22 protein-coding genes are annotated in these 25,265 nt (G+C 42.6%); 15 read left to right on the plus strand and 7 right to left on the minus strand.

What is annotated here, in order from left to right; genetic code table 11:
* The first annotated feature begins 106 nt into the window (after positions 1-106).
* The 4 genes from FO440_RS18865 to FO440_RS18880 all read left to right on the plus strand — a co-directional run bounded on the left by FO440_RS18865 (position 107) and on the right by FO440_RS18880 (position 6,432).
* Positions 107-1,414 carry an ammonium transporter gene (locus tag FO440_RS18865; protein ID WP_144249860.1) on the plus strand — a complete coding sequence of 436 codons (1,308 nt, stop codon included), beginning with the start codon at positions 107-109 and terminating at the stop codon, positions 1,412-1,414.
* A 122-nt stretch (positions 1,415-1,536) separates the two neighbouring features.
* On the plus strand, positions 1,537-1,776 hold the full coding sequence (locus FO440_RS18870; protein ID WP_144249861.1) for a hypothetical protein: 240 nt from the start codon (positions 1,537-1,539) through the stop codon (positions 1,774-1,776).
* Positions 1,777-1,892: 116 nt separating this feature from the next.
* Positions 1,893-3,800, plus strand: a complete 1,908-nt coding sequence (locus FO440_RS18875) for an amidophosphoribosyltransferase (RefSeq protein WP_144249862.1) — start codon at positions 1,893-1,895, stop codon at positions 3,798-3,800.
* Between the two features lie 220 nt (positions 3,801-4,020).
* Positions 4,021-6,432, plus strand: coding sequence for an ABC transporter permease (locus FO440_RS18880; RefSeq protein WP_144249863.1), 2,412 nt, complete (start codon positions 4,021-4,023; stop codon positions 6,430-6,432).
* 91 nt (positions 6,433-6,523) lie between these two features.
* On the opposite strand, the gene FO440_RS18885 is transcribed toward FO440_RS18880, so the two are convergent.
* Positions 6,524-6,973, minus strand: a complete 450-nt coding sequence (locus FO440_RS18885; protein WP_144249864.1) for a DUF1569 domain-containing protein — start codon at positions 6,971-6,973, stop codon at positions 6,524-6,526.
* A 38-nt stretch (positions 6,974-7,011) separates the two neighbouring features.
* A complete protein-coding gene (locus tag FO440_RS18890) occupies positions 7,012-7,665 on the minus strand; it encodes a LysE family translocator (RefSeq protein ID WP_144249865.1) in 654 nt (217 codons plus the stop codon).
* Positions 7,666-7,814: 149 nt separating this feature from the next.
* On the opposite strand from FO440_RS18890, the gene FO440_RS18895 reads away from it, so the two are divergent.
* Together FO440_RS18895 and FO440_RS18900 are read left to right on the plus strand one after the other, a co-directional pair.
* Positions 7,815-9,431 (plus strand): MFS transporter, encoded by a 1,617-nt coding sequence (locus FO440_RS18895; RefSeq protein ID WP_144249866.1) that lies wholly within the window; start codon positions 7,815-7,817, stop codon positions 9,429-9,431.
* An 89-nt stretch (positions 9,432-9,520) separates the two neighbouring features.
* Positions 9,521-9,976 (plus strand): deoxycytidylate deaminase, encoded by a 456-nt coding sequence (locus FO440_RS18900; protein WP_246104272.1) that lies wholly within the window; start codon positions 9,521-9,523, stop codon positions 9,974-9,976.
* A gap of 45 nt (positions 9,977-10,021) precedes the next feature.
* On the opposite strand, the gene cmk is transcribed toward FO440_RS18900, so the two are convergent.
* Positions 10,022-10,696, minus strand: a complete 675-nt coding sequence (gene cmk, locus FO440_RS18905; RefSeq protein WP_144249867.1) for a (d)CMP kinase — start codon at positions 10,694-10,696, stop codon at positions 10,022-10,024.
* A 112-nt stretch (positions 10,697-10,808) separates the two neighbouring features.
* Between cmk and arfB the strand changes: the two genes are divergently transcribed.
* On the plus strand, positions 10,809-11,219 hold the full coding sequence (arfB, locus tag FO440_RS18910; protein WP_144249868.1) for an alternative ribosome rescue aminoacyl-tRNA hydrolase ArfB: 411 nt from the start codon (positions 10,809-10,811) through the stop codon (positions 11,217-11,219).
* On the opposite strand, the gene FO440_RS18915 is transcribed toward arfB, so the two are convergent.
* Entirely contained in the window at positions 11,216-12,166 is a 951-nt protein-coding gene (locus FO440_RS18915; RefSeq protein WP_144249869.1) for a lipid A deacylase LpxR family protein, read from the minus strand. The two genes, arfB and FO440_RS18915, sit on opposite strands and share 4 nt — an antisense overlap.
* Before the next feature lie 122 nt (positions 12,167-12,288).
* A complete protein-coding gene (lon, locus tag FO440_RS18920) occupies positions 12,289-14,766 on the minus strand; it encodes an endopeptidase La (protein WP_144249870.1) in 2,478 nt (825 codons plus the stop codon).
* A gap of 369 nt (positions 14,767-15,135) precedes the next feature.
* Between lon and FO440_RS18925 the strand changes: the two genes are divergently transcribed.
* Positions 15,136-15,774, plus strand: coding sequence for a tetratricopeptide repeat protein (locus FO440_RS18925; protein WP_144249871.1), 639 nt, complete (start codon positions 15,136-15,138; stop codon positions 15,772-15,774).
* Here the strand turns inward: FO440_RS18925 and FO440_RS18930 are convergent.
* Positions 15,771-16,346, minus strand: coding sequence for a hypothetical protein (locus FO440_RS18930; RefSeq protein WP_144249872.1), 576 nt, complete (start codon positions 16,344-16,346; stop codon positions 15,771-15,773). The genes FO440_RS18925 and FO440_RS18930 overlap by 4 nt on opposite strands.
* An 88-nt stretch (positions 16,347-16,434) precedes the next feature.
* Positions 16,435-18,000: a 2,3-bisphosphoglycerate-independent phosphoglycerate mutase gene (gpmI, locus tag FO440_RS18935; RefSeq protein WP_144249873.1), complete on the minus strand. Its 1,566-nt coding sequence runs from the start codon at positions 17,998-18,000 to the stop codon at positions 16,435-16,437.
* Between the two features lie 97 nt (positions 18,001-18,097).
* On the opposite strand from gpmI, the gene FO440_RS18940 reads away from it, so the two are divergent.
* The 7 genes from FO440_RS18940 (at position 18,098) to FO440_RS18970 (ending at position 25,119) form a co-directional block, all read left to right on the plus strand.
* Positions 18,098-19,120, plus strand: a complete 1,023-nt coding sequence (locus tag FO440_RS18940) for an alpha/beta fold hydrolase (RefSeq protein WP_186292724.1) — start codon at positions 18,098-18,100, stop codon at positions 19,118-19,120.
* Positions 19,121-19,373: 253 nt separating this feature from the next.
* Positions 19,374-20,051, plus strand: coding sequence for a DUF4397 domain-containing protein (locus FO440_RS18945; protein WP_144249875.1), 678 nt, complete (start codon positions 19,374-19,376; stop codon positions 20,049-20,051).
* A gap of 107 nt (positions 20,052-20,158) precedes the next feature.
* Positions 20,159-20,758 (plus strand): RNA polymerase sigma factor, encoded by a 600-nt coding sequence (locus FO440_RS18950; RefSeq protein ID WP_144249876.1) that lies wholly within the window; start codon positions 20,159-20,161, stop codon positions 20,756-20,758.
* Positions 20,748-22,058: a hypothetical protein gene (locus tag FO440_RS18955; protein WP_144249877.1), complete on the plus strand. Its 1,311-nt coding sequence runs from the start codon at positions 20,748-20,750 to the stop codon at positions 22,056-22,058. The genes FO440_RS18950 and FO440_RS18955 overlap by 11 nt, the downstream gene beginning before the upstream one ends.
* Before the next feature lie 599 nt (positions 22,059-22,657).
* Positions 22,658-23,503, plus strand: coding sequence for a carboxylating nicotinate-nucleotide diphosphorylase (nadC, locus tag FO440_RS18960; RefSeq protein ID WP_144249878.1), 846 nt, complete (start codon positions 22,658-22,660; stop codon positions 23,501-23,503).
* 97 nt (positions 23,504-23,600) lie between these two features.
* A complete protein-coding gene (gene plsY, locus FO440_RS18965; RefSeq protein ID WP_144249879.1) occupies positions 23,601-24,245 on the plus strand; it encodes a glycerol-3-phosphate 1-O-acyltransferase PlsY in 645 nt (214 codons plus the stop codon).
* Between the two features lie 70 nt (positions 24,246-24,315).
* The gene (locus FO440_RS18970) at positions 24,316-25,119 is read left to right on the plus strand and encodes a M48 family metallopeptidase (protein ID WP_144249880.1); all 804 of its coding nucleotides are present in this window, start codon (positions 24,316-24,318) and stop codon (positions 25,117-25,119) included.
* The last annotated feature ends 146 nt before the right edge of the window (positions 25,120-25,265 follow it).

Below are 25,265 nucleotides of genomic sequence, written 5' to 3' on the forward strand. Positions count from 1 at the left end.
ACCGCTAATTCGTGCTGTTTTTAGTAAAAATTTAACATTTTTTTCATTTATTTATGATATTAATCATAAATTCAGCCGTTTTTTTAAATTATTCTTTAATTTTTATATGAAGCGCTATTTTCCGTTTTTTCTTATCGTTTTTATTTTAATATTAACCTTTATTTTTCCTTCCGTCGAATTTAAAAATACAGGAACCAGTCATTTTAATACCGGCGACATTGCCTGGATGCTAATGTCAACCGCATTAGTTCTGATCATGACACCAGGCCTGGCATTTTTTTACGGCGGTATGGTTAATAAAAAGAACGTAATATCTACCATGCTGCAAAGCGTGGTTTGTATGGTTATTATTACGGTAATGTGGGGGATATTTGGATTTAGCCTTGCATTTGGCGATAGCTTTCATGGTATTATTGGCAACCCGGCCACCTATTTTATGATGAAAGGCATGCTGGGCGACGCCACCTGGAAATCAGCACCCACTATTCCGCTGTTATTGTTTGCCATGTACCAGCTAAAGTTCGCTATCATCACTCCTGCATTAATAACCGGTGCATTTGCAGAGCGTATCCGTTTTAATTCGTATATCATTTTCCTGGTGCTATTCAGCATATTCATATTTACGCCACTGGCGCACGCAACCTGGCACCCCGATGGCTTGTTGGCTAAATTAGGCGTGCTTGATTTTGCAGGCGGTACAGTAGTACACATGTCTGCCGGATGGGCTGCATTGGCATCGGCCTTGTATTTAAAGAAAAGAAACGAGCCCAGCCATTCACCTGCACGTATCACGTACGTATTAATAGGTACGGGCTTATTATGGTTTGGTTGGTTTGGCTTTAACGCGGGCTCTGCATTTGGTGCAAACCACTTGGCAGTTATCGCATTGGCAACAAGTACTACGGCATCAGCAGCGGCGGGTTTAACCTGGATATTTTTTGATATGCTGCGCGGTCGTAAACCATCGGCAATGGGTACCTGTATAGGTGCTGTTGTTGGCCTGGTAGCTATTACACCTGCAGCTGGTTTCGTTTCTATTCCGCATTCACTAGCAATAGGTATCATATCGGCAGTGATCAGTAATTTAGTTGTCGAGTGGCGCACAGGTACGTCTATCGATGATACTTTAGATGTTTTTCCTTGCCATGGTGTTGGCGGTATGGTAGGTATGCTGCTTACAGGCGTATTTGCTAATCAAAATGTTAACTCGGGTAATACTACCGGCAACGGCTTGTTCTTCGGGCAAACCCATTTGTTTTTGATCCAGTTGTTCGCATTGATACTGGTGTCAATATTCGCTTTTTTTGGTTCATTACTTTTATTAAAGATCACAGATATGATCTCGCCTTTACGTGTATCGGCAGAAGAAGAAGTGATTGGCCTTGACATTAGCCAGCACGGTGAGCGACTTTAAATTTACCACCACTAAACAATCTATAAACCAATAGTTAGAGGGCCGGCTTTTTAGTCGGCCTTTTTTTTGTAGATTTGATTAGAGTACCTGTCTTGTTTTCGCGTTATTTAAAATATCACATTATGGAAAATAACTTTTTCGTTGTTACTGTTAATAATACTGATTATAAAGTTAAGATGAGTTCTGTTATACCGCCGCTTTATGATGTTTTTTGTGGCGAGGCCTATCACCAGATTGGTAAGACCGATGCAGGCTTATGGGTATATGTTGAAACACCTTCGTGTGTACAGCATATGCCGCTACAGGAAATTGGTGAGGCTATAGATATACATTTTAGTCTTGACAGCGAAGAAGTTAATTAGAACAAAGCAGTGCGCGCCTGATTGTTAAATTAATATTATTTTTAATACGATTTAATGACAATTCTCCTGACAACAGTTTAGGATAAAGTTATAACTTTGCCGGCTCATCATCAATCATGAGCGATCAGATTAAACATGAATGCGGTGTGGCATTTATCCGCCTTTTAAAGCCACTGTCTTTTTATCAGAAAAAATACGGCACTGCGCTGTACGGCTTAAACAAGCTCTATCTTTTAATGGAAAAACAACATAACCGCGGCCAGGATGGCGCGGGTGTTGCTACTATTAAATTGGACGTTGCTCCGGGTAAGCGGTACATTAGCAGGCACCGGTCAATGGCATCAAATGCCGTTGCTGATATATTCGAGTATATCCAGAAGAAGTTTGCCGATATACAAAAGGAATCGCCTGAAAAAATGGCTGACACCGAATGGCTCAAAGAGCACGTAAGCTTTACCGGCGAAGTGTTATTGGGCCATTTACGTTATGGCACGCATGGTAAAAACAGCATTGAAAGCTGTCACCCTTTTCTGCGCCAAAACAACTGGATGACCCGTAACCTGGTTATTGCAGGTAACTTTAACATGACCAATGTTGATGAGTTATTGCAACAACTGTATGACCTGGGCCAGCATCCTAAAGAAAAAGCCGATACCGTTACCGTGTTAGAGAAAATGGGCCACTTTATTGATACCGAGGTACAAGGCTTGTTTGACCAGTATAAACGCGAAGGATTGGACGATAACGCCGAGATAAGCAAGCTTATAGCCAAGGATATGGACGTAGCTAAAATTCTGCGTAAGTCTGCCCGTAACTGGGATGGCGGCTACACCATTGCCGGTATGCTTGGCCATGGCGACGCGTTTGTAATGCGCGACCCGGTAGGTATCCGCCCGGCTTATTATTATTATAATGATGAGATCGTAGTCGCTGCTTCAGAACGCCCCGCTATACAAACAGCGTTTAATATCCCTATTGAGGATATCAGGGAGATCCAGCCCGGCCATGCGCTAATCGTTAAGAAAAACGGCAAGGTATCTGAAGATATGTTTAGCGAACCGGTTGAAAAGAAAGCCTGCTCATTTGAGCGGATCTACTTTTCAAGGGGAAGCGACGCGTCTATTTACCGCGAGCGTAAACAATTAGGCAGGCTGCTTTGCCCGCAAATATTGAGCGCGGTTGACAATGATATTAAAAACACAGTATTCTCATACATCCCAAATACTGCCGAGGTGGCTTTTTATGGCATGGTAGAAGGGGTGCATAAATACATAAAAAAATACCAGCAAGACAGGTTGCTTAACCGTGAAGACAAGATAAGTGAAGAGGAATTGACCGAAGTGCTTTGCATGGCACCAAGGGTTGAAAAGATAGCGATCAAAGACGTTAAACTGCGTACGTTTATTACGCAGGATGCTGACCGCAGCGAAATGGTGGCACACGTTTATGACACTACTTACGGCCTGATAAAAAATGGTACCGATACGCTGGTGGTACTGGATGATTCCATCGTTCGTGGTACAACGTTAAAACAGAGTATACTGAAGATCCTGGATCGTTTAGGCCCTAAAAAGGTGGTGGTGGTATCATCTGCGCCGCAAATTCGTTACCCTGATTGTTACGGTATAGATATGTCGCGTATGGGTGAGTTTGTTGCATTTGAAGCTGCTATAAGCCTGCTTAAAGAACAAGGCAAGGAAAATATCATTGCCGATGTTTATAACAAGTGTAAGGCCAGTGCATCACTACCTAAAGAAGAAGTAGTGAATTATGTAAAGGCTATATATGAGCCATTTACAGACCAGGAAGTTTCTGACCGTATAGCGCAGATCATCACGCCAAAAGAAATTAAATGCGAGGTAGCTGTTATTTACCAGACATTAGATAACCTGCATAAAGCCTGCCCGGATCATACCGGCGACTGGTATTTCTCGGGCGATTATCCAACCCCGGGTGGCAACAAGGTGGTTAACCGCGCCTTTGTTAACTGGATGGAAGGAAAGAACCAAAGAGCATATATGTAATTGAGGTTGAAAGGCTAAAGGTAAAAGGCGAAAGGTGTTGAATCTTTCGCCTTTTCTGCTTAAATACATTATCGCTAACATAGTACGGTAACGCACATTTTATTGTATCAAAAGCGAACAATAATTAATTATTTTTTATTTGTAAATAATTGATTATTAATTTTTTAAATCAATGGCATTTAAATGGTTGAACGTACGAGGTGAATTTAATTTATAGCTTATGTTCAAGAATTATATAAAAACGTCATTTCGTTTTTTATTGAAAAACCGTTTCTTCAGCGCACTTAATATTATAGGGCTTGCAACAGGCACTATATGCTGTATGTATATACTATTGTATGTGCAAGATCAGTATAGTTATGACCATCATCATGCAGATGTAAATGATATTTATCGTATCACTACATCAATAACCCATACCGGCGATGTTAAAAATATGGCTACCGCGTCGCCGCCTATAGCAATTGCAATGAAGAATGATTTTCCGGAAGTGTTGCAATATACCCGTTTTATCCCTACCCTGGGCGCAAAGGAACACCTGATAAGCTATAAAGAAAAATCATTCTATGAACAAAACGCGTATTCGGTTGATTCAACTTTTTTTGATGTATTCACCTATCACTTTATTAAAGGTTCGGCAGCAAATGCTTTTAAGGCAGCCAATTCAATAGTGTTATTAAAGCCGGTGGCCGATAAGCTTTTTGGCACCGAAGATCCTATCGGTAAAATAGTTACCATGAATGATGCCGACGGGAAAAATGTTTTCAAAGTTACGGGAGTCGTAGATGAAAGCGCGGGTAAGTCGCAGCTGTCGGCCAATATATTTATCAGAATAAACCGTAGCGGCTATGGTAGTGATTTACTTACTGACAACTCATGGGCGGGTTATAATTTCACCTTATCTTTCGTAAAGTTGCGCCCGGGTGCAAGCGCAGCCGCTCTTGAAAAAAAATTACCCGAATTTTTACGCAAACATGGAGGCGAGCAATTAAAAAGCTCAGGTATGACCAAGATCTTACACCTTCAGCCTGTACAAAACATACATACCACACCGGGTTATGACGCCGAAGGCGGGAAAATAGTAAGCTCAGCCTTTTTATACATGCTGATCTTGATAGCTGTATTGATACAAATTATCGCCTGTATAAACTTCATGAACCTATCAACCGCCAGGGCTTCAAAGCGTGCCAAAGAGGTTGGGGTACGTAAGGTTATTGGTGCCGGTAAATATGATCTGATCATACAATTTTTGGGCGAGTCATTTCTGCTGGCGTTTATCAGTGTGATCATAGCCTTGCCTCTTTTGTGGCTATTGATACCTTATTTAAATCAGATAACGCAGGCCGATATTCATTTGTCACTTTTAAATAATCCGGCATTATTCATCATGCCGGCTGCGCTTATACTGATTACCGGTTTGGCTGCGGGGAGTTACCCGGCATTTTATATGTCGGCATTTATGGCTATTAAAGTCATTAAAGGAAACTTTACCAACCAGGTTTCGGTTTCGGGTATAAGGCGTTCGCTGGTTGTTTTCCAGTTTGTGATATCTATTGTATTGATTACTGGTGTAATTATTATTTATAGCCAGTTAAATTATGTGAAGAATAAAGATCTGGGTTTTGAAAAAGACCAGCAGATTATATTAACCTTTCACACTAATGACACGAAAAGTAAAATGTACGCCCTGGCTTCTGATCTGCAGCAATTACCTGAAATTAAATCAATAAGCAGAACCAGCAATACTTTTGGTGCCGAAGCTTACTTTGACTGGGGTGTGTTTTTATCAGGTACCAACCCGGCCGATGCTGTTGACCAGCAAGACCTTTACGCTGATGAAAACTTTGTGAAAACAATGGGTATTAAAATAATAAGCGGAAGGAACCTGATGCAAAATGATACCGGTAAAGTGATGATCAATGAGGCGCTGGCAAAACGTTTAGGACTAAGCCCCAATAAAGCTATCGGTACCAAATTGTTTACAGATGGTACGCGTAAATATGAAATTGCCGGCGTAATGAAAGAATTTAATTATAAATCGCTTCATGAAGACATATACCCGTTTATGGTAATATATGCGCCAAAAGCTGATGAGGTTAATAACCTGGTTATTAGCGTCAATACAAAAAATTATGCATCGTTCTTAACCAAAGTAGAATCAGTATGGCATAAAAATCTGCCTCAAACCCCGTTTGATTATACTTTTATGAACGACAGGATGCAAAAAGCTTATGAAACAGATACTGTTTTATCGCAGATCATCAACTCATTCACCATCATAGCAATTTTGATCTCGTGCCTCGGTTTATTTGGCTTGGCCGCATTTAGTGCAGAACAGCGTAACAAAGAGATCGGTATCAGAAAAGTATTAGGGGCAAGCGTAACCGGTATTGTGCAACTATTATCAAAAGACTTTTTAAGGCTTGTTTTTATATCTTTTATAATTGCTTCGCCAATTGCCTGGTGGGCAATGAATAAATGGCTGCAGGCCTTTGTATACCGCGTTCCCATTAGCTGGTGGATGTTTGCCATGTCCGGATTTATAGCGTTGTTAATAGCTGTGGTTACGGTAAGCTTCCAGGCAATTAAAGCAGCGTTGATGAACCCGGTTAAAAGTATAAAGTCAGAATGATTTTTTATACATGTAGTTGGCAGTTTTTAGTTGGCAGTTTGCAGTAATGATATAATGCATGCAAACTGCCAACTAAAAACTGCCAACTAAACTACGCCCCAAATTGCCTTAAATGATGGTCCAGGTGTTTCCAGTTAAGCTGGGCCCATTCGCCGCTTTTAAATGTGCCGAAATAGGGGTGAGGGTATTTTACCAACCCGGCTTCGCCTTTTTGAAGCGCGAGTTGTATTATGGTTATAAATTTTCGTTTTTCGGTTTCAAAGTCGCAGTCATCAGTAACCCTTAATGTTACAAATGCAGGCATATGGCGGTCAAGTTGCTTTACTTTAAGTATTCTCCTTTTAGCGATCTGGCCAAATAGTACGCCTATCCAATGCCTTGAGGCCTTGGTATTGCCAAAAGCCATGTTCATGGCAAGCTGGCAATGCGCCATCATTTGTGCGCAGTCCATACTGCCCCATTGGGCCGGGGAGATTGCACTAAGTTGATTTATACGGTTGATGATCTCGGCATTGTTGTCCGTATTAAATATACTTTTCATTTAAAATTAGGGGGAGAATTACTTAAGAACAACTTTGGCTATGCTGTTGGCGCCGAAAAAACATAATGGGTAACTAATTTATCTAACAACACCAGCGATGCAATAATTAACGCTATACCTGCCACCTCGTTTAAGCGGTGCACTAATTTTTCAGAGATCTTATCGCGTAGCTTATTTGCATAAAACGCCTTGGTGGTATCCAGTCCAAATTGTACGATCAATATGGTCATAAACATAATGGCTATTTTAAACGCCCGGTGATGCACGCCGTTGTGGTAAATAGTACTGGCCGTACCGATAACGGTTATCCAGTGGAATAAAATGGCGGGATTAAAAATGCACATCAAAAAACCCTTCAGGAAATAGCCTGTGCGTTTAAGGCCGGTGGGTGCTACGTTGTCGTAGTTAACTTTTGCCTTTTTGAAAATATAACGGATACCTACTGCAAACAATATAATACTGCCTACAACGCCGGCTATAGTTTTAGTTTCGGGGGTTACCTCAAATAGCTGCGAGCCAAATAAAATAGAACCTACAAAGACAATATCGCTGCATACAACGCCGAGAGCTAAAAAAACACCGGCATGAAAACCGCGCTCGATACTGGTTTTAATTAAAGCAAAAAATACAGGGCCAGTCAAAAAAGTCAGCACTATCCCAATCCCAATCCCCGAAATAACAGCTTCTATCATTAATCTGTAACCTTTGGTCAGTTTAAAGTATGCGAAGATGCGATTTTTATCGCTATACAAAGAAATTTAATGTGCCCTGTTATTAAAATTTGGACTGTGGAATTATAAAAATATGGTTATGTTAGTGGTTTAAAACCAATTTTAAACAAATGGAACAAAACAACACCAAAAATTATGGGTCGGCATTGTATACGCTGGTTACCGTATTTTTCTTCTGGGGCTTTTTAGCGGCTTCAAACGGCATTTTCATACCTTTTTGTAAAACACATTTTCAACTTACGCAGTTTGAATCGCAGCTGATCGACTTTACATTTTACGGTGGTTATTTTATCGGTTCATTGATCCTTTATTTTGCTTCGCAGATAACCCGGGTTGATATTCTGAACAAGTTGGGATATAAAAACGGTATAGTATTGGGGTTAGTAATATCGGCGGCCGGTGCACTGGTAATGATCCCGGCGGTGGCTACAGGTTCTTTTGCATTTATATTAAGTTCGTTTTTTATAATCGCTTTGGGTTTCTCGTTACAACAAACGGCCGCTAACCCGTTCGTGGTAGCTTTAGGCCCACCCGAAACCGGTTCAAACCGTTTAAATTTTGCAGGTGCTATAAATAACATTGGCGGTTTGTTAGGCCCTATCGTGGTTAGTATAGTATTATTTGGTACCGCCAAAGGCGCGGCTGATGCAAGCACAGTTAAGTTATCTTCAATTGACACCTTATATTATATTCTTGCAGGTTTATTCCTGGCTGTCGCTATATTTTTCTACATTTCTAAATTGCCGGTAGTAACCAGCGATGAAAAGATCGAAGCCAGCAAGAAACCAACCCTGCCATTAATTATTATGTTCCTGGCATTTTGTTTGATATTGATCGCCGACCAGTTGGCTGGTTTTACAGGTATAGCAAAAGCAACGTTTATTTATGCTGCGCTGGCTATTATTATTTTAACATTAATAAGTTCGTTATTTGCTGCTCAAAAAAGCCAGGAAGGTTGGGGCGCTATGCAATACCCGCAGTTGATTTTGGGTATGATAGCCATTTTTACTTACGTGGGTACAGAAGTTACCATACAAAGTAATATGGGCGCTTTATTAAAACTACCGCTGTTTGGTAATTTTACCGAGTCGCAGATGTCGCCATTTATCTCATTGTACTGGGGCAGCTTGATGATAGGCAGGTGGACAGGTGCCATTGGCGCGTTCGATCTATCTAAAACGACAAAAAATATTCTTACCATTATTGTTCCGTTTGCTGCGTTTGCTGTAATATTATTAGTTAACAGGTCAAGCGGTGTTGATGTAAGCAACTTATACATTTATGCCATAAGCATCGCGGTAATGATAGCCGCCTTTTATATCGGCCAGCAAAAACCGGTGCGTACGCTGGTATCGTTAGGTGTATTAGGTATGATATTTATGCTGATCGGTTTATTTTCGACAGGTATGGTTGCGGTATTCGCGTTTATCAGCGGCGGTTTATGCTGCTCTATCATGTGGCCGTCTATCTTCTCATTAGCGATTACCGGCCTTGGTAAATATACAGGCCAGGGATCAGCATTTTTGATTATGATGATCCTGGGTGGTTCTATTATCCCGCCGGTACAAGGCTTAATGGCCGATACTATGGGCATCCACCAATCATACGTTGTTCCGGTAATTGGTTTTGCTTACATCGTATTCTTCGCCTGGAAAGTACGTGTTGAACTGATCAAACAAGGTATCAACATCGATCACGTACAGGTAGAAAAAAGCGGGGGGCACTAATTAATAACTAGTTCAATGGTTCATTAGTTCATTGGGGCTGAAAAGCGTTTGACCAATGAACTGATGAACAATTGAACCAATAAACTAACATGAAACCATCCTTCGATCATATCTTCATGAAACTGGCTACCGATCTGGCGCTGCGTTCGCATTGCGTTAAGGCTCATGTTGGCGCGGTTTTAACACAGGATACCCGGATCATCTCCATCGGCTACAATGGCCCGCCTGCGGGTACGCATAACTGTGATGAAGAATGGCCCGAAGCAGGTTGCCCGCGCGACTCGAAAGGAAGCTGTTCGCTTGCCCTGCACGCCGAAGAAAACGCCATATTATACGCCGTTAAAAGCGGCGCACGGTTAGAAGGCGCTACATTATACACTACCTTATCCCCATGTATAGCCTGCGCAAGGCTGATCTTTTCTGCCGGAATTAAACAGGTTTATTTTGATAAATCATATGCCAAATACAAAGGCATAGCGAGCGATGAAGGTGTCGATTTTTTGAATAAGTTTGGTGTGCCTACCATACAGTTGCTTGAAGATTAACCGTATAATTTAGCCCTAAAATTCACTAATCCTATAAACTTTAGTTTAGACAATTAACGGCTTAACCAGATCAAGTGCAAACTGCAGTTGCTCTTCGGGGGTCAAATCGGTATTGTCCAAAATGATCGCATCGTCCGCGCGGGTTAGGGGGCTTTCTTCGCGGGTGGTATCGGCATAATCACGATGTGCAAGGTTCTCAAACACATCTTCCAGGGTCATGTCAGGATTGGTTGGTAAAAGCTCTTTATAGCGGCGCTCTGCCCGTATTTTTGGGTCGGCCGTCATAAATAGTTTTACCTGCGCGTTCGGGAAAACCACGGTGCCAATATCACGGCCATCCATCACTATATTTTTTGATTTACCCATGCGCTGCTGCTGGCGCACCATTTCCTGGCGCACTTCGCGGATGGCGGCTACCGCGCTTACTTTATCGGATACGGGCATCTGCCTGATCTCGGCCGATACTTCCTCATCATTTAAAGTAATATGCGTCTGATAATCGCGCGAGTGGAAATTAAGATGGATATGTTCTAATGCCTTAACAACCTGGTCATGGTTATTAAGGTCTACATTATTACGGATAAAATAGAGCGCGACAGCCCGGTACATAGCACCGCTATCAACATATATAAAGTGAAGTTTTTTTGCAAGGGCCTTAGCTAAAGTGCTTTTTCCGCACGAAGAATAGCCATCAATAGCTACTACAATATTGCTGCTCATATTTAGTACTAAGGTAATAAAAAGTTGGCAGTTTTTAGTTTGCAGTTGGCTTGATCAGGATTAATGACTGCAAACTGCCTGCTGTAAACTGCAAACTTCACTATCTTTGGGCATGAATATCTCTAAAGCCGATCTGCAAAAAGAAACCTTTTATAAGACATCACGCAGTGGGGGTAAAGGCGGCCAAAATGTAAATAAAGTATCCAGCAAGGTGGAGTTATTGTTCTCGGTAAACAACTCGGCGCTGTTTACTGATGATGAAAAGCAACGGCTTAACGAAAAATTACAGGCAAGGCTAAATAAAGATGGCTACGTACAAGTTATCTGCGATGAAGAACGCAGCCAGTACTTAAATAAAGAAAAAGCGCTTGAACGTTTAATGGGTTTGTTAACCCGCTCATTACAGGTGCAAAAACCACGTAAAGCTACCAAGCCAAGCAAAAAAGCTAAGGCAGAGCGCTTAGACAATAAAAAGATCCAGTCTGCAAAGAAAGAGGGCCGTAAAAGAAACTTTGATGTTTAGTTAAATTTATAGTATACCGTTGCAGAACCCCATTGATCTGCATGTGCCATTTCTTTGGTGTCTTTTGAATGGAATATAGCGGTAGCATCAAATAACCAGCGGCTGGTAGAATAAGTGAAACCTACCTGGTTACTTAATACAAAACGCTGTGGTGTACCGGTAATTTCAAGGCTGTTTGGGTCATTATGTTTGCTGAATAAACCACCTTGAATAGTTGCGTCATAACCTACAAAATTGGCAGTAGGCCTGTAATAGAAAAAGAACTCGTGTTTATGGGCCAGTACGGCGTTGCCTGCAATTACAGAACTACCTGTACTGGCCGAGTTAAACAATTGGTTGAATAAGCCTATTCTAAACAACAAACCTGCACCCGCGCCGGTTATACCTGTACCCAAATTGCCGTATGATGTAAATGAAAGGTCGACCAAACTATCCCTGCCGATCAGTTTATTATACTCGCCGGATAGGTTAAGCTCTACATCATTCTTTATTTGGTATTGCCAGCCGCTTGTCTTATAAAAACCAAAGTTATTGTGTACAAAATTTTGAGCCGCTTCGCCGCCTGATGCCGGGCCGACAATGGCAACCTGTGCACCTATTTTAAGGTTACTTTCGTTCTTGTATAAATAATTCATGTTAGCGCCTGCGTACAGAAAACCGGCAAAAGGGCGGTCAACAAAATCGGCAGAAGGCACAGAGCCGCTTTGGGGATTAAATATTTTTTGGCCCAGATCAAAGCCCAGCACTTTATTTTGCAGCGTAGCGCTGCCTTTTACGTCAAGCGCGTGTTTGAAAAAGAAATATAAACCATCTGTATAATAACGGTCATTGCCTTGCCCCAGATAAGAGTCATTATCACTCTGGATCCCAAATTCTTCACTATGATTTTGGGCTAAAGCACAGGTAGTCGAGAAAATTAACAGCAGGGGTAAAAATAGTTTCTTCATCAAAGGGTATTAAGCTCTAAAATAAATTGTCATTTCGAACGAGGTACGAGGAGAAATCTTATACAAGCGATCCGTAGCTTGTAGTTTAAGATTTCTCACTCCGTTTCGAAATGACAATGGGTTTAATTCAAAATTGGTTTAACTTCTTCTTTTACAGTCAGATCAAGGGCATCGCTTACTTTTTCATTGAGCAGGGCCAGGTTAATTACCTCGCGCATTTCTGTCACATAATGAAATTGAAGGTCCTTGATATAACTTTCTTTGATGTCTAAGATATCCTTTTGATTTGATTTGCAAAGAATAATCTCTTTAATATTGGCGCGTTTGGCAGCAAGGATCTTCTCTTTGATACCGCCAACAGGTAAAACACGGCCACGCAGGGTGATCTCGCCGGTCATGGCCAGGTGCGGTTTAATTTTACGCTGTGTAAATGCCGATGTTAAAGCGGTTAACATGGTAACCCCCGCCGATGGCCCGTCCTTAGGCGTAGCGCCGGCCGGCACGTGCACGTGGATGTCCCACAACTCAAATAACTTAGGGTCTATATTAAAGTAAGACGCATGCGCGCGCAGATAAGCCAACGCGATGGTTGCCGACTCTTTCATTACATCGCCCAAACTGCCGGTAAGCGTTAAACGTCCTTTACCGGGGCTTAAACTGGCTTCGATAAATAAAATATCACCACCTACAGATGTCCATGCAAGGCCTGTAACCACACCGGCTACGTCATTACCTTCATAAAGGTCCTTATCAAAAATAGGCGCGCCTAATATCGTTTCAACATCTTGTTTGCTGATAACCGGGTTATAAGGCTCGTCCATGGCAATGTTCTTGGCGGTGCCGCGTACAACTGATCCTATTTTTTTCTCCAGTCCGCGCACACCCGACTCGCGGGTATAATCTTCTATCACTTTTTCAAGCACATCGGGCTTAAACGTAATGTCTTTGGTCTTTAAGCCGTGCGCTTCGCGTTGTTTAGGTACCAGGTGTTGTTTGGCTATTTCTATTTTTTCTTCAATAGTATAACCGTTCACCTCTATGATCTCCATACGGTCAAGCAGGGCAGGCTGTATGCTGCTTAATGAATTTGCTGTCGCGATAAACATGACGTTCGACAGATCGAAATCCATCTCCACATAATGGTCATAAAAGCTGCTGTTTTGCTCAGGGTCAAGTACCTCTAACAACGCAGATGACGGGTCGCCCCTGAAATCGTTGCCCACTTTATCTATCTCGTCCAATATAAATACCGGATTAGCGGCGCCTGCTTTTTTAACGGACTGGATGATCCTGCCCGGCATAGCGCCGATGTAGGTTTTGCGGTGCCCGCGGATCTCGGCCTCATCACGGATACCACCCAAGGCCATTCGCACATATTTACGGCCTAAAGCTTTAGCGATAGATTTGCCTAACGATGTTTTGCCTACGCCCGGAGGGCCAACCAAACAAAGTATAGGCGCTTTCATATTGTGTTTAAGCTTCAGTACTGCTAAATATTCTATAATGCGGTGCTTAACTTTATCTAAACCAAAATGGTCCTTATCCAGCACTTTTTGGGCGCGTTTAAGGTCAAAGTTGTCTTTTGTAAACTCGTTCCATGGCAGGTCAAGCATCAACTCCAGGTAATTGATCTGTACCGAATAATCAGCCGCGGCAGGGTTGGTACGCGCTAATTTTTCAACCTCTTTATCAAAATGGGTTTTAACTTCAATATCCCATTTCTTTTTGGCAGCACGCTGGCGCAGGCTTTCAATCTCAAGGTCGGGTGTATTGCCACCTAACTCTTCCTGTATGGTTTTTATCTGCTGATTTAAGAAATAATCGCGCTGTTGCTTGTCCAGGTCTACACGCACACGGGTTTGGATCTGGTTTTTTAACTCAAGCAATTGCAGCTCGGTAGTTAAATGCTCTAAAACCAGGTTAGCCATGTCGCGGCGGTTGGTTACTTCAAGCAATTTTTGCTTGGCCGACATATCGGCATTCATATTTGACGATATAAAATTCATCAAAAACGACGTGCTCTCGATATTGCGGATAGCTATACCGGCCTCGCTGGGGATATTTGGCGAAAGCTGGATGATATTCATAGCCATATCCTTGATAGAGGATATCATGGCTTTAAATTCTTTATCTTCCTTAGCCTTTTTAACTTCTTTAAAAGGCTCGATAGTAGCTTTTATATAAGGTTCTGACTGTACTTCTTCTTTTAAATAAAAACGTTTTTTGCCTTGTAATATAACGGTGGTGTTGCCATCAGGCATTTGCAGCATTTTTATAATGAGCGCTACAGTACCTATGGTGTTTAACTGGCTGAATGTAGGGTCTTCAATAGCCACATCTTTTTGCGATACCACACCTATCATGCGGGTGCCTTTATTGGCATCGCGGATCAACTTAATTGACTTATCGCGGCCAACAGTAATGGGTATAACAACCCCCGGAAACAAAACAGTGTTGCGTAATGGCAGTATCGGTAAAAACTCAGGTACCTCCTCATTATTCATCTCTTCTTCATCCTCTGACGACATCAGGGGAAAAAATTCCGAATCTTCATTAATCACTGGTAAAGCACTTTTAAAATCAAACGGGTCAAAACTCATCAATACCTCTTTTTTATAAAAATAAACGTCATGTTGTCAGGTCCGGGTGTTGGCCGGGTATTCAACAAAGCTAAAATAGCGGCTACTATTTAATGGATTGCTATATTTCAAGACTTATGCCAAGATTGCGCCATGCTACAACAACAATTAACACAGCTGTATACCGGTTTGATTATATGGCGATTACAAAAATAGCGCTTTTTATTAAATGTGATTAAATTTATTGGTAAAGATGAAAAAAAGTCATACTCTTGGGGTTAACATTTAAAGCTGATCACAAACTTTTATAAATAAAAGTTGTATGCGCCTATAATAATTCATAATTAACGGAGTTAATTATATACAATTTGTTTAACTATTGAGTTTTTAATGAGGTTACCGATCTTAGTATCTTTCCTGATCATATCTTCTGTTGAACATGCAGCATCGCAAAATGCCTATATAAAATTGGGGCAACAGGCTTATATTGAAGGCAACTTTAAGGCAGCCATAGCACAATTAGAAAAAGGCAGGCTTATCGACTCAACCAATGCCAATGCTTTGTGGATGCTGGGCTATTCTTATTATCACAGCGATAATTACGTAAAATCAATAACCGCATTTACTAAAGAGATAGCGCTTGAACCTGCCGACGCGCATGCTTACTATTACAGGGCAAGGGCACAATACCATTTAGGCACAGACAGCCAGATCCCTGCCGAAAAAGAAAAATATCTACTGGGCGCAATAATTGACCTTACCAAAGCTATTTCCATTAATCCGTCTGATGCCAAACTCACCGTTTTTTATCAAAACAGGGGCATTGCTTATAAAGATTATGCGCTATTCAGGTTACAGGCTAACCCGCACTTTTATGATAAGGCAAGAGCCATTAACGCATTAAAAGCCTCCATTGCCGACTTGCAAAAAGTTTTAGATACCGACAGATCAAGAGAGGATATAGCTTCTTTGATAGATGTATCGAAAGAGAAATTAAATTTGGCTACAGCTACGGTAGCCCGCCACTAATTCAAAAAGCCTTTTATCAAATACCTGTTGGCTTTCAGCACACGTACCTTCTGATATTTTTGAATGATATAAGCCGAATCAGGGAAATAGCTCAATGTTTCTGAGGTTTGATACAGCATGTTTTTAGTGTAGTTGTAGATCAGGATCCATTTGATCTTGTTGCCGTTTTTGTTGATCGCTATAAACCGTGTTTTCAGATCGGGCGTTTTTGCGCGGTAAAAAATGGCATTGCCGGTATTTTGCACAGTATAACTATCCCGCCAGGCCGGTTTATTAATATCCGACTGGATAAACAAATTCAATTCTAACTCCCAATTGTTAATAATAACCCTTTTGGTTTCGGTAACATCATTATGCGTTACCGATTTAAGGATGGGATGGTTTAGCTTGCTTAAGCGTTTTATATCCTTATCAAAATAACCCTTCAGGTCAAAATAGGTTGCTTTACCATCCTGGATATTGTCAGGTTTGCAGGATGGAAGAAAAAGAATTAATAGTAGCGAAAATAGAAGGGCGGGGATATGTGCGATTCCTTGCCTGGGGAAGGAGGAGGCAGGGGTTTTGACGATCATTTCATTAATACCCCTCCCTGCCAATTCACAGTCCTTTGCACCCCTCCCAAGGGAGGGAATTAAATTTGTATTTATTTTATTATGGATATTACACCAATACATTCCCGCTCATTTCTTCAGGGATAGTTACGCCTAAAATATGCAGCACGGTTGGGGCAACGTCACCTAATTTGCCGTCTTTTACCTGTTTAACATCCTTGTCGATAATGATGCAGGGCACCAGGTTAGTGGTATGCGCGGTATTAGGTGTGCCGTCTTCATTGATCATGAAATCAGCATTGCCATGATCTGCCAGTATAATGAACGAATAGCCATTGGCTAAACCGGCCTCTACAACGTCTTTAGTACACCTGTCGGCAGTTTCTGCGGCGGTAACTACGGCGCTGAATACGCCTGTATGGCCAACCATATCGGTATTGGCAAAGTTTAATACCACAAAATCAGGCCAGCCGCTTTGCAGTTCAGGAATAATAGCATCGCGGATACCCTCGGCACTCATTTCGGGCTGCAGGTCATAAGTAGCCACTTTTGGTGACGGTACCATCAGGCGTTTCTCGTTAACAAATTCCTTTTCGCGGCCACCCGAGAAAAAGAAGGTAACGTGCGGGTATTTTTCAGTCTCAGCTATGCGGATCTGGTTCTTGCCGGCATCCTGCAGGATCTCGCCAAGCGTTTTTGTCAGATCTTCTTTGGTGAATATTACCTTAACATCTTTAAACGTTTCGTCGTAGGTGGTCATGGTAACATAGTACAACGCAAGCGGGTGCAGATTATATTCAGGGAATGCTTTTTGCGTAAGCGCTACGGTAATTTCGCGCCCGCGGTCGGTACGGAAATTAAAGCAGATCACTACATCGCCTTCTTTTATTACCGCCAGGGGCTGGCCTGCATCATTGGTTTTAACAATGGGCGGCATAAACTCGTCGGTAACATCTTTCAGGTAGTTTTCTTTGATCACCTGCTGTACGTTGTCGGTTGGCTCGCCAATACCGTTTACCATAACGTCATAAGCCTGTTTTACGCGCTCCCAGCGATTATCGCGGTCCATAGCGTAATAACGGCCAATGGCCGATGCCAGTTTAACCGGGGTGGCGGCAATATGGTCTTCCAGGTCGGCGATAAAACCTAAACCCGATTTAGGGTCGGTATCGCGCCCATCAAGAAACGCGTGAACAAACACGTTGCTTAAACCCGAATTAACGGCAGCATCGCATAGTCCTTTTAAATGTTTGATATGTGAGTGTACACCACCGTCGGACACAAGGCCGATAAAGTGTACATCTTTATTGTTTTGTTTAGCGTAATCGAAAGCGCCTTTTAATATCGGGTTGCTTACCAGTTCATTATCGTCGACCGCTTTGTTAATGCGGCCAAGTTCCTGGTAAACGGTACGGCCGGCGCCCAGGTTCATGTGGCCAACTTCGCTGTTGCCCATCTGCCCGTCGGGTAGACCAACTGCCATGCCTGATGCTTCAAGCTTTGAATGAGGATATTTCTCTAAAAGCGAATCAAAAAACGGAGTTTTTGCAGCTAAAATAGCGTTCGACTGATCATTACGGCCGTAACCCCAGCCATCTAAAATTATTAATGCGAGTTTCTTTTTGTTTTCCACGACGCAAATATAAAGGTGAAGTTGTTTATTTCCCGACGTCATGCCGAATTTATTTCGGCATCTCACAGATAGTTGTTTAGCGTGGCTATTGCCTTGCATTATTCTTTTCAATAGCTTTAGCCAACCAATTACCCGCATTGTGAAAAAACTTATTCTTGCTATCTGTTTATTATCTGTCACTTTTGCCCATGCCCAAAACAAAGCCGGCCGCCAGCAACTGGCCTCAATAGGCGATTTTAAACTGGAATCGGGCAAAACTATCCTCGATTGCAAAATAGGCTACCGGGCTTTTGGTAAGTTAAATGCCGAAAAGAATAACGCCGTAGTATTTTTAACCTGGTTTGGCGGAGTATCACAAAACAACGAGGGTGGCGATACCTTTAAAGCCATTGATACCACGCGTTTCTGCCTGATCATTATCGATGCTTTGGGCAATGGCATCTCGTCCTCGCCATCAAACAGTGTAAAGCAACATGGCACAAGTTTCCCGGTTTTCAGCATCAGGGATATGGTAAACAGCCAGCATGAGCTGTTGACAAAGAAATTTGGCATTACCCATGTACGCGCAGTTATGGGTATTTCTATGGGTGGCATCCAAACGTTTCAGTGGGCGGTGAGTTATCCTGATTTTATGGACGCGTTGGTGCCCATAGTCGGCAGTCCGCAGCCCACCGGTTTTGATATGATGTTATGTACTACCTTCCGCCGAATTATTGAATCCGACAGCGATTACAACCACGGTAATTATAAAGTGAACCCAAAGATCACCAATGCCAACTTATTGTGGGAGTTGTTTTTAACCACCCCGTCAGAGAAGGCCCGGAGCCGTCCTCATGACAATTTCCCCGACTGGCTTAAAGGCATGGATGCACAGGGCCATGCCGACTGGAACGACACCTGGTACCAGATCACCGCTATTATCGGTCATGATATTACAAAGCCTTTTAATGGTTCTATGCAGCAGGCAGCGGCACACGTCAAAGCTAAAATGCTCATCATATCCTCAAAGCAGGATCATATGGTGAACCCTAATCCGGCTGTTGAATTTTCAAAACTGTTACCCGCAAAATTAATATTGATAGACAGCGATGCAGGCCACCTGGCCGGAAACTTAGGCAATACCGAGGCGAGGAACGCGGTAATTGAATTGCTGGCTAATTGAATTACAATATCCCTTCTAATTCGTTGTCATTTCGAACGATAGAGAGAAATCTATACAAGACAGGCGGCAAAGCAGTGTATGGATTTCTCTCTTGTTCCCTGCCCACCGGCAGGCGGGCTCGTTTCGAAATGACAATCTTTAAAATAATTAATCAAAAAAATATAATTCCACTGTAGCGAAAGTTGCTTGCCCCCCGTTTCATCGGTAAAACAGGTTTAATTAACAATTTAATCAATTACCATTATTCATTTTTATGAAACATTTAAAATTACTTTTTGCAGCAGCTTTGATCACTTTAACAGCGGTAAGCTGTAAAAAAACTACGCCGTACACCCCTCCGCCCGCAATATCTGCCATATCTTTTTATGATGCCATTCCGGATGCGCCCGCTCTAAGCATTTATTTAGACAATAGTAAAATTTCTCCCGATTCTTCAAAATATAAATCAGTTTTACCTTATGCGACCGCTTATTCAGGAAGCAGGCAAATAATAGCTTATAAAGGCAATGATAAAAAGTTCTCACAAGCGGTTACTTTGAAACAAGGATTGTTTTACTCGGCTTTTTTAACCGGCAAGTATGCTACGCCAGAGGTGGTATTATTGGAAGACAGCTTGACCAACCCGCCAACAGCTAAGGCAAATATCAGGTTTGTAAATATGAGCGTTGGCGCGCCTGCGCTTGACCTGGGTGTAAATGACGGAACTACAGTGGTGAGCAACAGACTGTATAAAGCTAACAGCGCTTACACTGCAATAAACGGAAATAAACAATATACCTTTGTGATCAGAACGCATGGCGAAACTGTTGCCAAAGTAACACTGCCGTCTGTAAACATCAGTACAGGCCATAATTACACCATTTGGGCCCGCGGTGTATACACGGCTACAGATGCCACAGCGTTGGGTGCAGATATCGTGCTTAATTATTAATAAGCCCTGCCTAATTTTTTTTAAAGAAAGCCTTAAAAAGTCTCCCCTACCGGGGAAGATTTAGAGGGGGTTAATCTTACTAAAGCCATTGCTCTTTAAATTGGGCAATGGCTATTAATATATTAAAGGTGCTGAAAATAGAGCCGGCTTTAAAACAACTTATTGAAGGGTGCGCAAAAAAGGACAATAAATGCCAGGAGCTTTTATATAAGGGTTTCTATGGCTATTTGTCTGGTGTTGTTTTCAGGTATGTGAAGGAGCGTGAAGTTATAAATGAGCTGATCAATGATGCCTTTTTAAAGATCTTTAAAAAGATAGACAGTTTTGAGTTTAACGGCCCGCCCGATGAACTGGCAAAAGCATTTAAGGGCTGGATAGGCCGTATAGCCGCCAACGGCGCCATTGATAGCATACGAGCTAAAAAAAGCATTTTATATGTTGATGATATAGCCGACGAAGCGATAATGAACATTGCTGTTGAGACCCCTGATAATTTATCCTACAAAGCTATAGTTGAACTGATTGACGGATTGCCGCCCATACAGCAGCTGATATTTAATATGCACCAGGTAGAAGGGTTTTCGCATGAAGAGATAGCGCAGAAATTTAAGATTCCGCCAAGTACAAGCAGGGTGTATTTAACAAGGGCAAGGGTAAAGCTGGTTGAACTTTATCAAAAAAGCATGAAGACGTATTATGAAAAGTGAAGATAAATTTTTTAGCGGAATAGAGGATACGCTGCACTCGTACGAGGATGCGTATGTTCCCGGCGCGTGGGAAGATTTTCAGCAAAAACGGAAACGCAGGCGCATGGGGATCTTGTTTTTAAGGCTGGGCAGCGCCGCGGCTGTTCTGCTGCTGCTTTCATATGTCGCTTTTCAGCTTTCAACCAAAGCGCCGGTAGCCGTGCAAACAGTTTCCACCAAAAAGAAGGTAACGCCAACCGTTCCGCAACAAATTATTCCTGTTCAGCCACAACAACAACAAAATATTACACAACAACCGGCACAAACAGATCCGGGTGTTGACAGGTCATTTACAGCTAAAAACAGTTCAAAGCCAAGCACACAACATAAAGAACAGGTCGATCCATTTAATAACATAGTAAAAGTTCAGCCGTCACAAAATCCGCCTAAGCAGGTAGTTCTATCCGCCTTTAAAAATAGCGACAGCACCGTTAATACCATCGCGGCAGCAGGTAACCCTGTAAAAAATAACAACCAGGTTTATAAGCCGGTACAAAAGCCGGTAATTGATTCGGCATTAGGCAAACCCGCTAAGGGCATAATTCCTTCGGATGGGGTTATGGCCAATACGCATGTCGATAATAAAAAATACACAGTAACAGGCAGATCTGTTTATGATAGCATCATGAACAGCAAAGTAAATAACCGGGTAACCGCCACAACCAAAAAAGAGGGTAAAAATCTGACATACTCAATGGTGGTACAACCTGCATTGGGTAATCAAAAAATTAATTTGGGTACAGGGCTGCAGGTTGCCTATAAGTTGAGCGACAACCTGTATGTAAACAGCGGTATTGGCTACTCGGCATTAAATGGTACTGCGGCCGGTACCACCAGTGCAGATGCTTTCAGCAAGACACAAAATGTAAACCTGGCCGTGTCAGGCTTTGAGGTTCCGCTTGGTTTGCAATACCGTACCGAGGGCGGGTTTTATGTATCTGCCGGTGTGGTTGGCATGGGGGTGGTAAATAACCACTTACAATATGACCAGGTAGTTGAGAGCACCAGCACTTTTGCTACATCTAACTCGCAGGGTTTGGTGCAGCAGGCGGTAAGGTTAACTGCCGAAAAACAAACACAGGACAGTAAAGAAAAGATCAATAATTACCTTGGCTTTTACATGCTGTCCATCGGTCAAAAGAAAACCATTGGTAATAAAAAGATCAACTTCGGCCCTTTCATGCGTGTGCCTTTTGGCGGCGTATCATCACAAAATGTAAAGTTTCTGCAAGGCGGTATCAGTTTGGGCTTTGACTTTTAATAATTAAATAAAGCGTGGGTAAGGTGCGATTCCCTCCCAACGGGAGGGTGCAGGGAGGGGTTTAGACGCCCGGTTAAACCCCTCCCTGCCACCGCGCATTTCAACCGCACCCCTCCCGTGGGGGAGGGATTTACTTTGCTAATACATCTAATTTAAACCCCCATCGCCATAAATGAATATTAAAAAGCCGGGGAACGTGCGATTCCCTCCCAACGGGAGGGTGTAGGGAGGGGGTTAGACGCTTGGTTAACCCCTCCCTGCCACCGCACTTTTCAATCGCACCCCTCCCGTAGGGAGGGGTTTACTTTGCTAATACATCTGATTTAACCCCATCGCCATAAATGAATATTAAAAAGCCGGGGAACGTGCGATTCCCTCCCAATGGGAGGGTGTAGGGAGGGGTTTAGACGCTCGGTTAAACCCCTCCCTGCCACCGCGCATTTCAGCCGCACCCCTCCCGTGGGGAGGGATTTACTCAATTGGTAATTAACGAAAGCGATTTATGATAACTTAAGCATCTCCACATTACTCATCTGCACTTCAAAACTATGACATCCAAAAAATGTTATTACTTTTGAACCTTCTAAAATATACTTGATTTGGATATAGAATTTGTACGCCCTTTTGTAGATAATGCTATAAAAGAAGATGTAGGCGATGGCGACCATACATCATTAGCCACCATCCCGGCAGACACAACCGGCAAAGCTAAATTGCTAGTAAAAGATACAGGCATTATTGCGGGTGTAGAACTGGCCGAATACATTTTTCATCGCGTTGATAAAGATCTTAAAATAGATATTTTTATAAAGGATGGCACCGAAGTAAAACCCAGAGACGTTGTTTTTGAAGTTGAAGGCAGCGCCGTTAGCATCCTGACAGCCGAACGCCTGGTGCTTAACTGCATGCAACGGATGTCGGGCATTGCCACCAGTACCGATCATATTGTCGACCTGTTGAAAGGTACCAACACCCAGGTATTGGATACCCGAAAAACCACGCCGGGCATGCGTTATTTGGAGAAATGGGCTGTGCGCATAGGCGGCGGCGTAAACCATCGTTTTGGATTGTATGACATGATCCTGATCAAGGATAACCACGTAGACTACTCGGGCGGTATTGCCAGAGCTATTGAAAACGCGCACCAGTATATAGCAACTTTAGATAAAAAACTGGCTATTGAAATTGAGGTACGTAACCTTGACGAGCTGGAAGAGGTATTGCAGAGCGGCGGCGTAGACCGCATTTTACTGGACAATTTTAACTTTGTTGATCTTAAACAGGCCGTTAATATTATTGAAGGGCGCTACATTACAGAAGCATCCGGCGGTATTAACATTGATAACGTGCGCGAATTTGCCAATTGCGGGGTTGACTACGTATCAATAGGTGCAATAACACATTCTGTTAAATGCTTAGACCTTAGCCTTAAGGCTGTCAAATAACAAAAAAAGGTCGTTTTTAACTATAAAGCATTATCAATTGCGTTAAATAATGATTAAACTTGTTAGTACAATAATCAATTTATAATATTGCGTTGACATGATCACTCCTTATTCCATTTCAGCGCTCATACTGGCTTATTTATGTGGTTCTATCCCCACCGCGGTGTGGATAGGAATGGCGTTTTATGGGGTGGATGTAAGAGAGTATGGCAGCGGTAACGCGGGCGCAACCAATACTTTCAGGGTGCTTGGTAAAAAAGCCGGTATCCCCGTAATGCTGCTTGATATTTTAAAAGGGTTTACCGCTACCAACCTGGCTTTTTTTATAGGCGTTACCACTACAGGTGGTGTAAACTCTATACCCTATACTAATTATGAACTGGCGCTGGGTATTGCGGCCGTAATGGGCCACCTGTTCCCGGTATTTGCAGGCTTTAGGGGTGGTAAAGGTATAGCTACCTTATTTGGCATGGTACTGGCTATACACTTACACGCGGCTTTGCTGTGTGTTATGGTATTTATATTGGTTTTGCTGGTTTTCAGGTATGTGTCTTTAGGCTCAATCATGGCCGGGTTTACTTACCTTTTGGGCGTTACATTTGTGTTCCCCAGTAACCGTTCTGTAGTAATTTACGGCATGTGTATGTGCCTGCTGATATTGGTTACCCACCAGAAAAATATCGAACGCCTGCTAAAAGGCACCGAATCAAAAGTCAATCTTTTTAAGAAAAAAACCGCTTAATTACGGCTAAACAATATTACCGTAATTGGGTTATTATTATTGATGATCCCCCTAATGGTCATTATTTTTTATGAAGAAATTTAAATTATTATTATCCCTTATTGCGGTAATCGGCGTGATATACTCATGCGCTACCGTACCCTTAACCGGCCGCAGGCAATTAAGCCTTGTTGGCGATGCACAGATCAATCAATCCGCGGCGGCAAGTTATTCGCAATTGCTGTCCGACCCTAAAACTAAAGTAATAGCTACCGGTACCGATGCCCAGCGCGTTAAGCGCATAGGCGCGCAATTATCGGCAGCTATCGAGCGCTATTTACAGCAAAACGGCTATGCCGGCAAATACCAGTTTAAGTGGGAGTTTAACCTGATAGAAAGCAAAGAAGTTAATGCCTGGTGCATGCCGGGCGGTAAAGTAGCCGTTTATAGCGGCATATTGCCCATCACACAAACAGACGCGGGTTTAGCAACCGTAATGGGCCATGAAATTGGCCATGCCATTGCGCGCCACTCGGCCGAGCGGATGTCGCAGCAGATGGCCGCGCAAGCAGGCGGCGCTGTTGTGGGCACGGCTGCAAGTAACCAGTCGGCCACTACACAGGCCTTGATCGGTCAATTATATGGTGTAGGGGGGCAATTAGCCTTGTTAAAATATTCGCGCGACCAGGAATCAGAAGCCGACCGTTTAGGCTTAACCTTTATGGCAATGGCCGGATATGACCCCAATGAAGCCGTAACTTTCTGGAAACGCATGGCAGCGCAAAGCAAAGGCGGTGCGCCCCCCGAGTTTTTAAGCACGCACCCGGCAGATGCCACCCGTATTGCTGCCATACAACGAGAGATACCCGAGGCGATGAAATATTATAAGCAATAGTAGGTTTGGGCAAAGATGTTTTCTTAAACACTGACGGAAAAATCCAATATTTTAAATTGCCAGTTATTTGCCGAATAACCGATGCTGAATTTTTCTTATCAAATTATTTACCTTACTTAGCAGGCAGAATATAATGTTCTGCCTGT

Origin of the sequence: Mucilaginibacter corticis (assembly GCF_007558865.1) — a bacterium.
Lineage (GTDB): Bacteria > Bacteroidota > Bacteroidia > Sphingobacteriales > Sphingobacteriaceae > Mucilaginibacter > Mucilaginibacter corticis.

What these genes read in the sequence shown, in the direction of transcription:
- FO440_RS18915 (WP_144249869.1), bottom strand. Translation starts at nt 12,166, where the DNA reads ATGAAGAAACTATTTTTACCCCTGCTGTTAATTTTCTCGACTACCTGT.
- FO440_RS18950 (WP_144249876.1), top strand. Translation starts at nt 20,159, where the DNA reads ATGGCTATTAATATATTAAAGGTGCTGAAAATAGAGCCGGCTTTAAAA.
- FO440_RS18895 (WP_144249866.1), top strand. Translation starts at nt 7,815, where the DNA reads ATGGAACAAAACAACACCAAAAATTATGGGTCGGCATTGTATACGCTG.
- lon (WP_144249870.1), bottom strand. Translation starts at nt 14,766, where the DNA reads ATGAGTTTTGACCCGTTTGATTTTAAAAGTGCTTTACCAGTGATTAAT.
- FO440_RS18945 (WP_144249875.1), top strand. Translation starts at nt 19,374, where the DNA reads ATGAAACATTTAAAATTACTTTTTGCAGCAGCTTTGATCACTTTAACA.
- FO440_RS18900 (WP_246104272.1), top strand. Translation starts at nt 9,521, where the DNA reads ATGAAACCATCCTTCGATCATATCTTCATGAAACTGGCTACCGATCTG.
- FO440_RS18890 (WP_144249865.1), bottom strand. Translation starts at nt 7,665, where the DNA reads ATGATAGAAGCTGTTATTTCGGGGATTGGGATTGGGATAGTGCTGACT.
- FO440_RS18970 (WP_144249880.1), top strand. Translation starts at nt 24,316, where the DNA reads ATGAAGAAATTTAAATTATTATTATCCCTTATTGCGGTAATCGGCGTG.
- FO440_RS18875 (WP_144249862.1), top strand. Translation starts at nt 1,893, where the DNA reads ATGAGCGATCAGATTAAACATGAATGCGGTGTGGCATTTATCCGCCTT.
- FO440_RS18885 (WP_144249864.1), bottom strand. Translation starts at nt 6,973, where the DNA reads ATGAAAAGTATATTTAATACGGACAACAATGCCGAGATCATCAACCGT.
- FO440_RS18925 (WP_144249871.1), top strand. Translation starts at nt 15,136, where the DNA reads ATGAGGTTACCGATCTTAGTATCTTTCCTGATCATATCTTCTGTTGAA.
- FO440_RS18930 (WP_144249872.1), bottom strand. Translation starts at nt 16,346, where the DNA reads ATGATCGTCAAAACCCCTGCCTCCTCCTTCCCCAGGCAAGGAATCGCA.
- FO440_RS18865 (WP_144249860.1), top strand. Translation starts at nt 107, where the DNA reads ATGAAGCGCTATTTTCCGTTTTTTCTTATCGTTTTTATTTTAATATTA.
- cmk (WP_144249867.1), bottom strand. Translation starts at nt 10,696, where the DNA reads ATGAGCAGCAATATTGTAGTAGCTATTGATGGCTATTCTTCGTGCGGA.
- FO440_RS18955 (WP_144249877.1), top strand. Translation starts at nt 20,748, where the DNA reads ATGAAAAGTGAAGATAAATTTTTTAGCGGAATAGAGGATACGCTGCAC.
- arfB (WP_144249868.1), top strand. Translation starts at nt 10,809, where the DNA reads ATGAATATCTCTAAAGCCGATCTGCAAAAAGAAACCTTTTATAAGACA.
- plsY (WP_144249879.1), top strand. Translation starts at nt 23,601, where the DNA reads ATGATCACTCCTTATTCCATTTCAGCGCTCATACTGGCTTATTTATGT.
- gpmI (WP_144249873.1), bottom strand. Translation starts at nt 18,000, where the DNA reads ATGACGTCGGGAAATAAACAACTTCACCTTTATATTTGCGTCGTGGAA.
- FO440_RS18870 (WP_144249861.1), top strand. Translation starts at nt 1,537, where the DNA reads ATGGAAAATAACTTTTTCGTTGTTACTGTTAATAATACTGATTATAAA.
- FO440_RS18880 (WP_144249863.1), top strand. Translation starts at nt 4,021, where the DNA reads ATGTTCAAGAATTATATAAAAACGTCATTTCGTTTTTTATTGAAAAAC.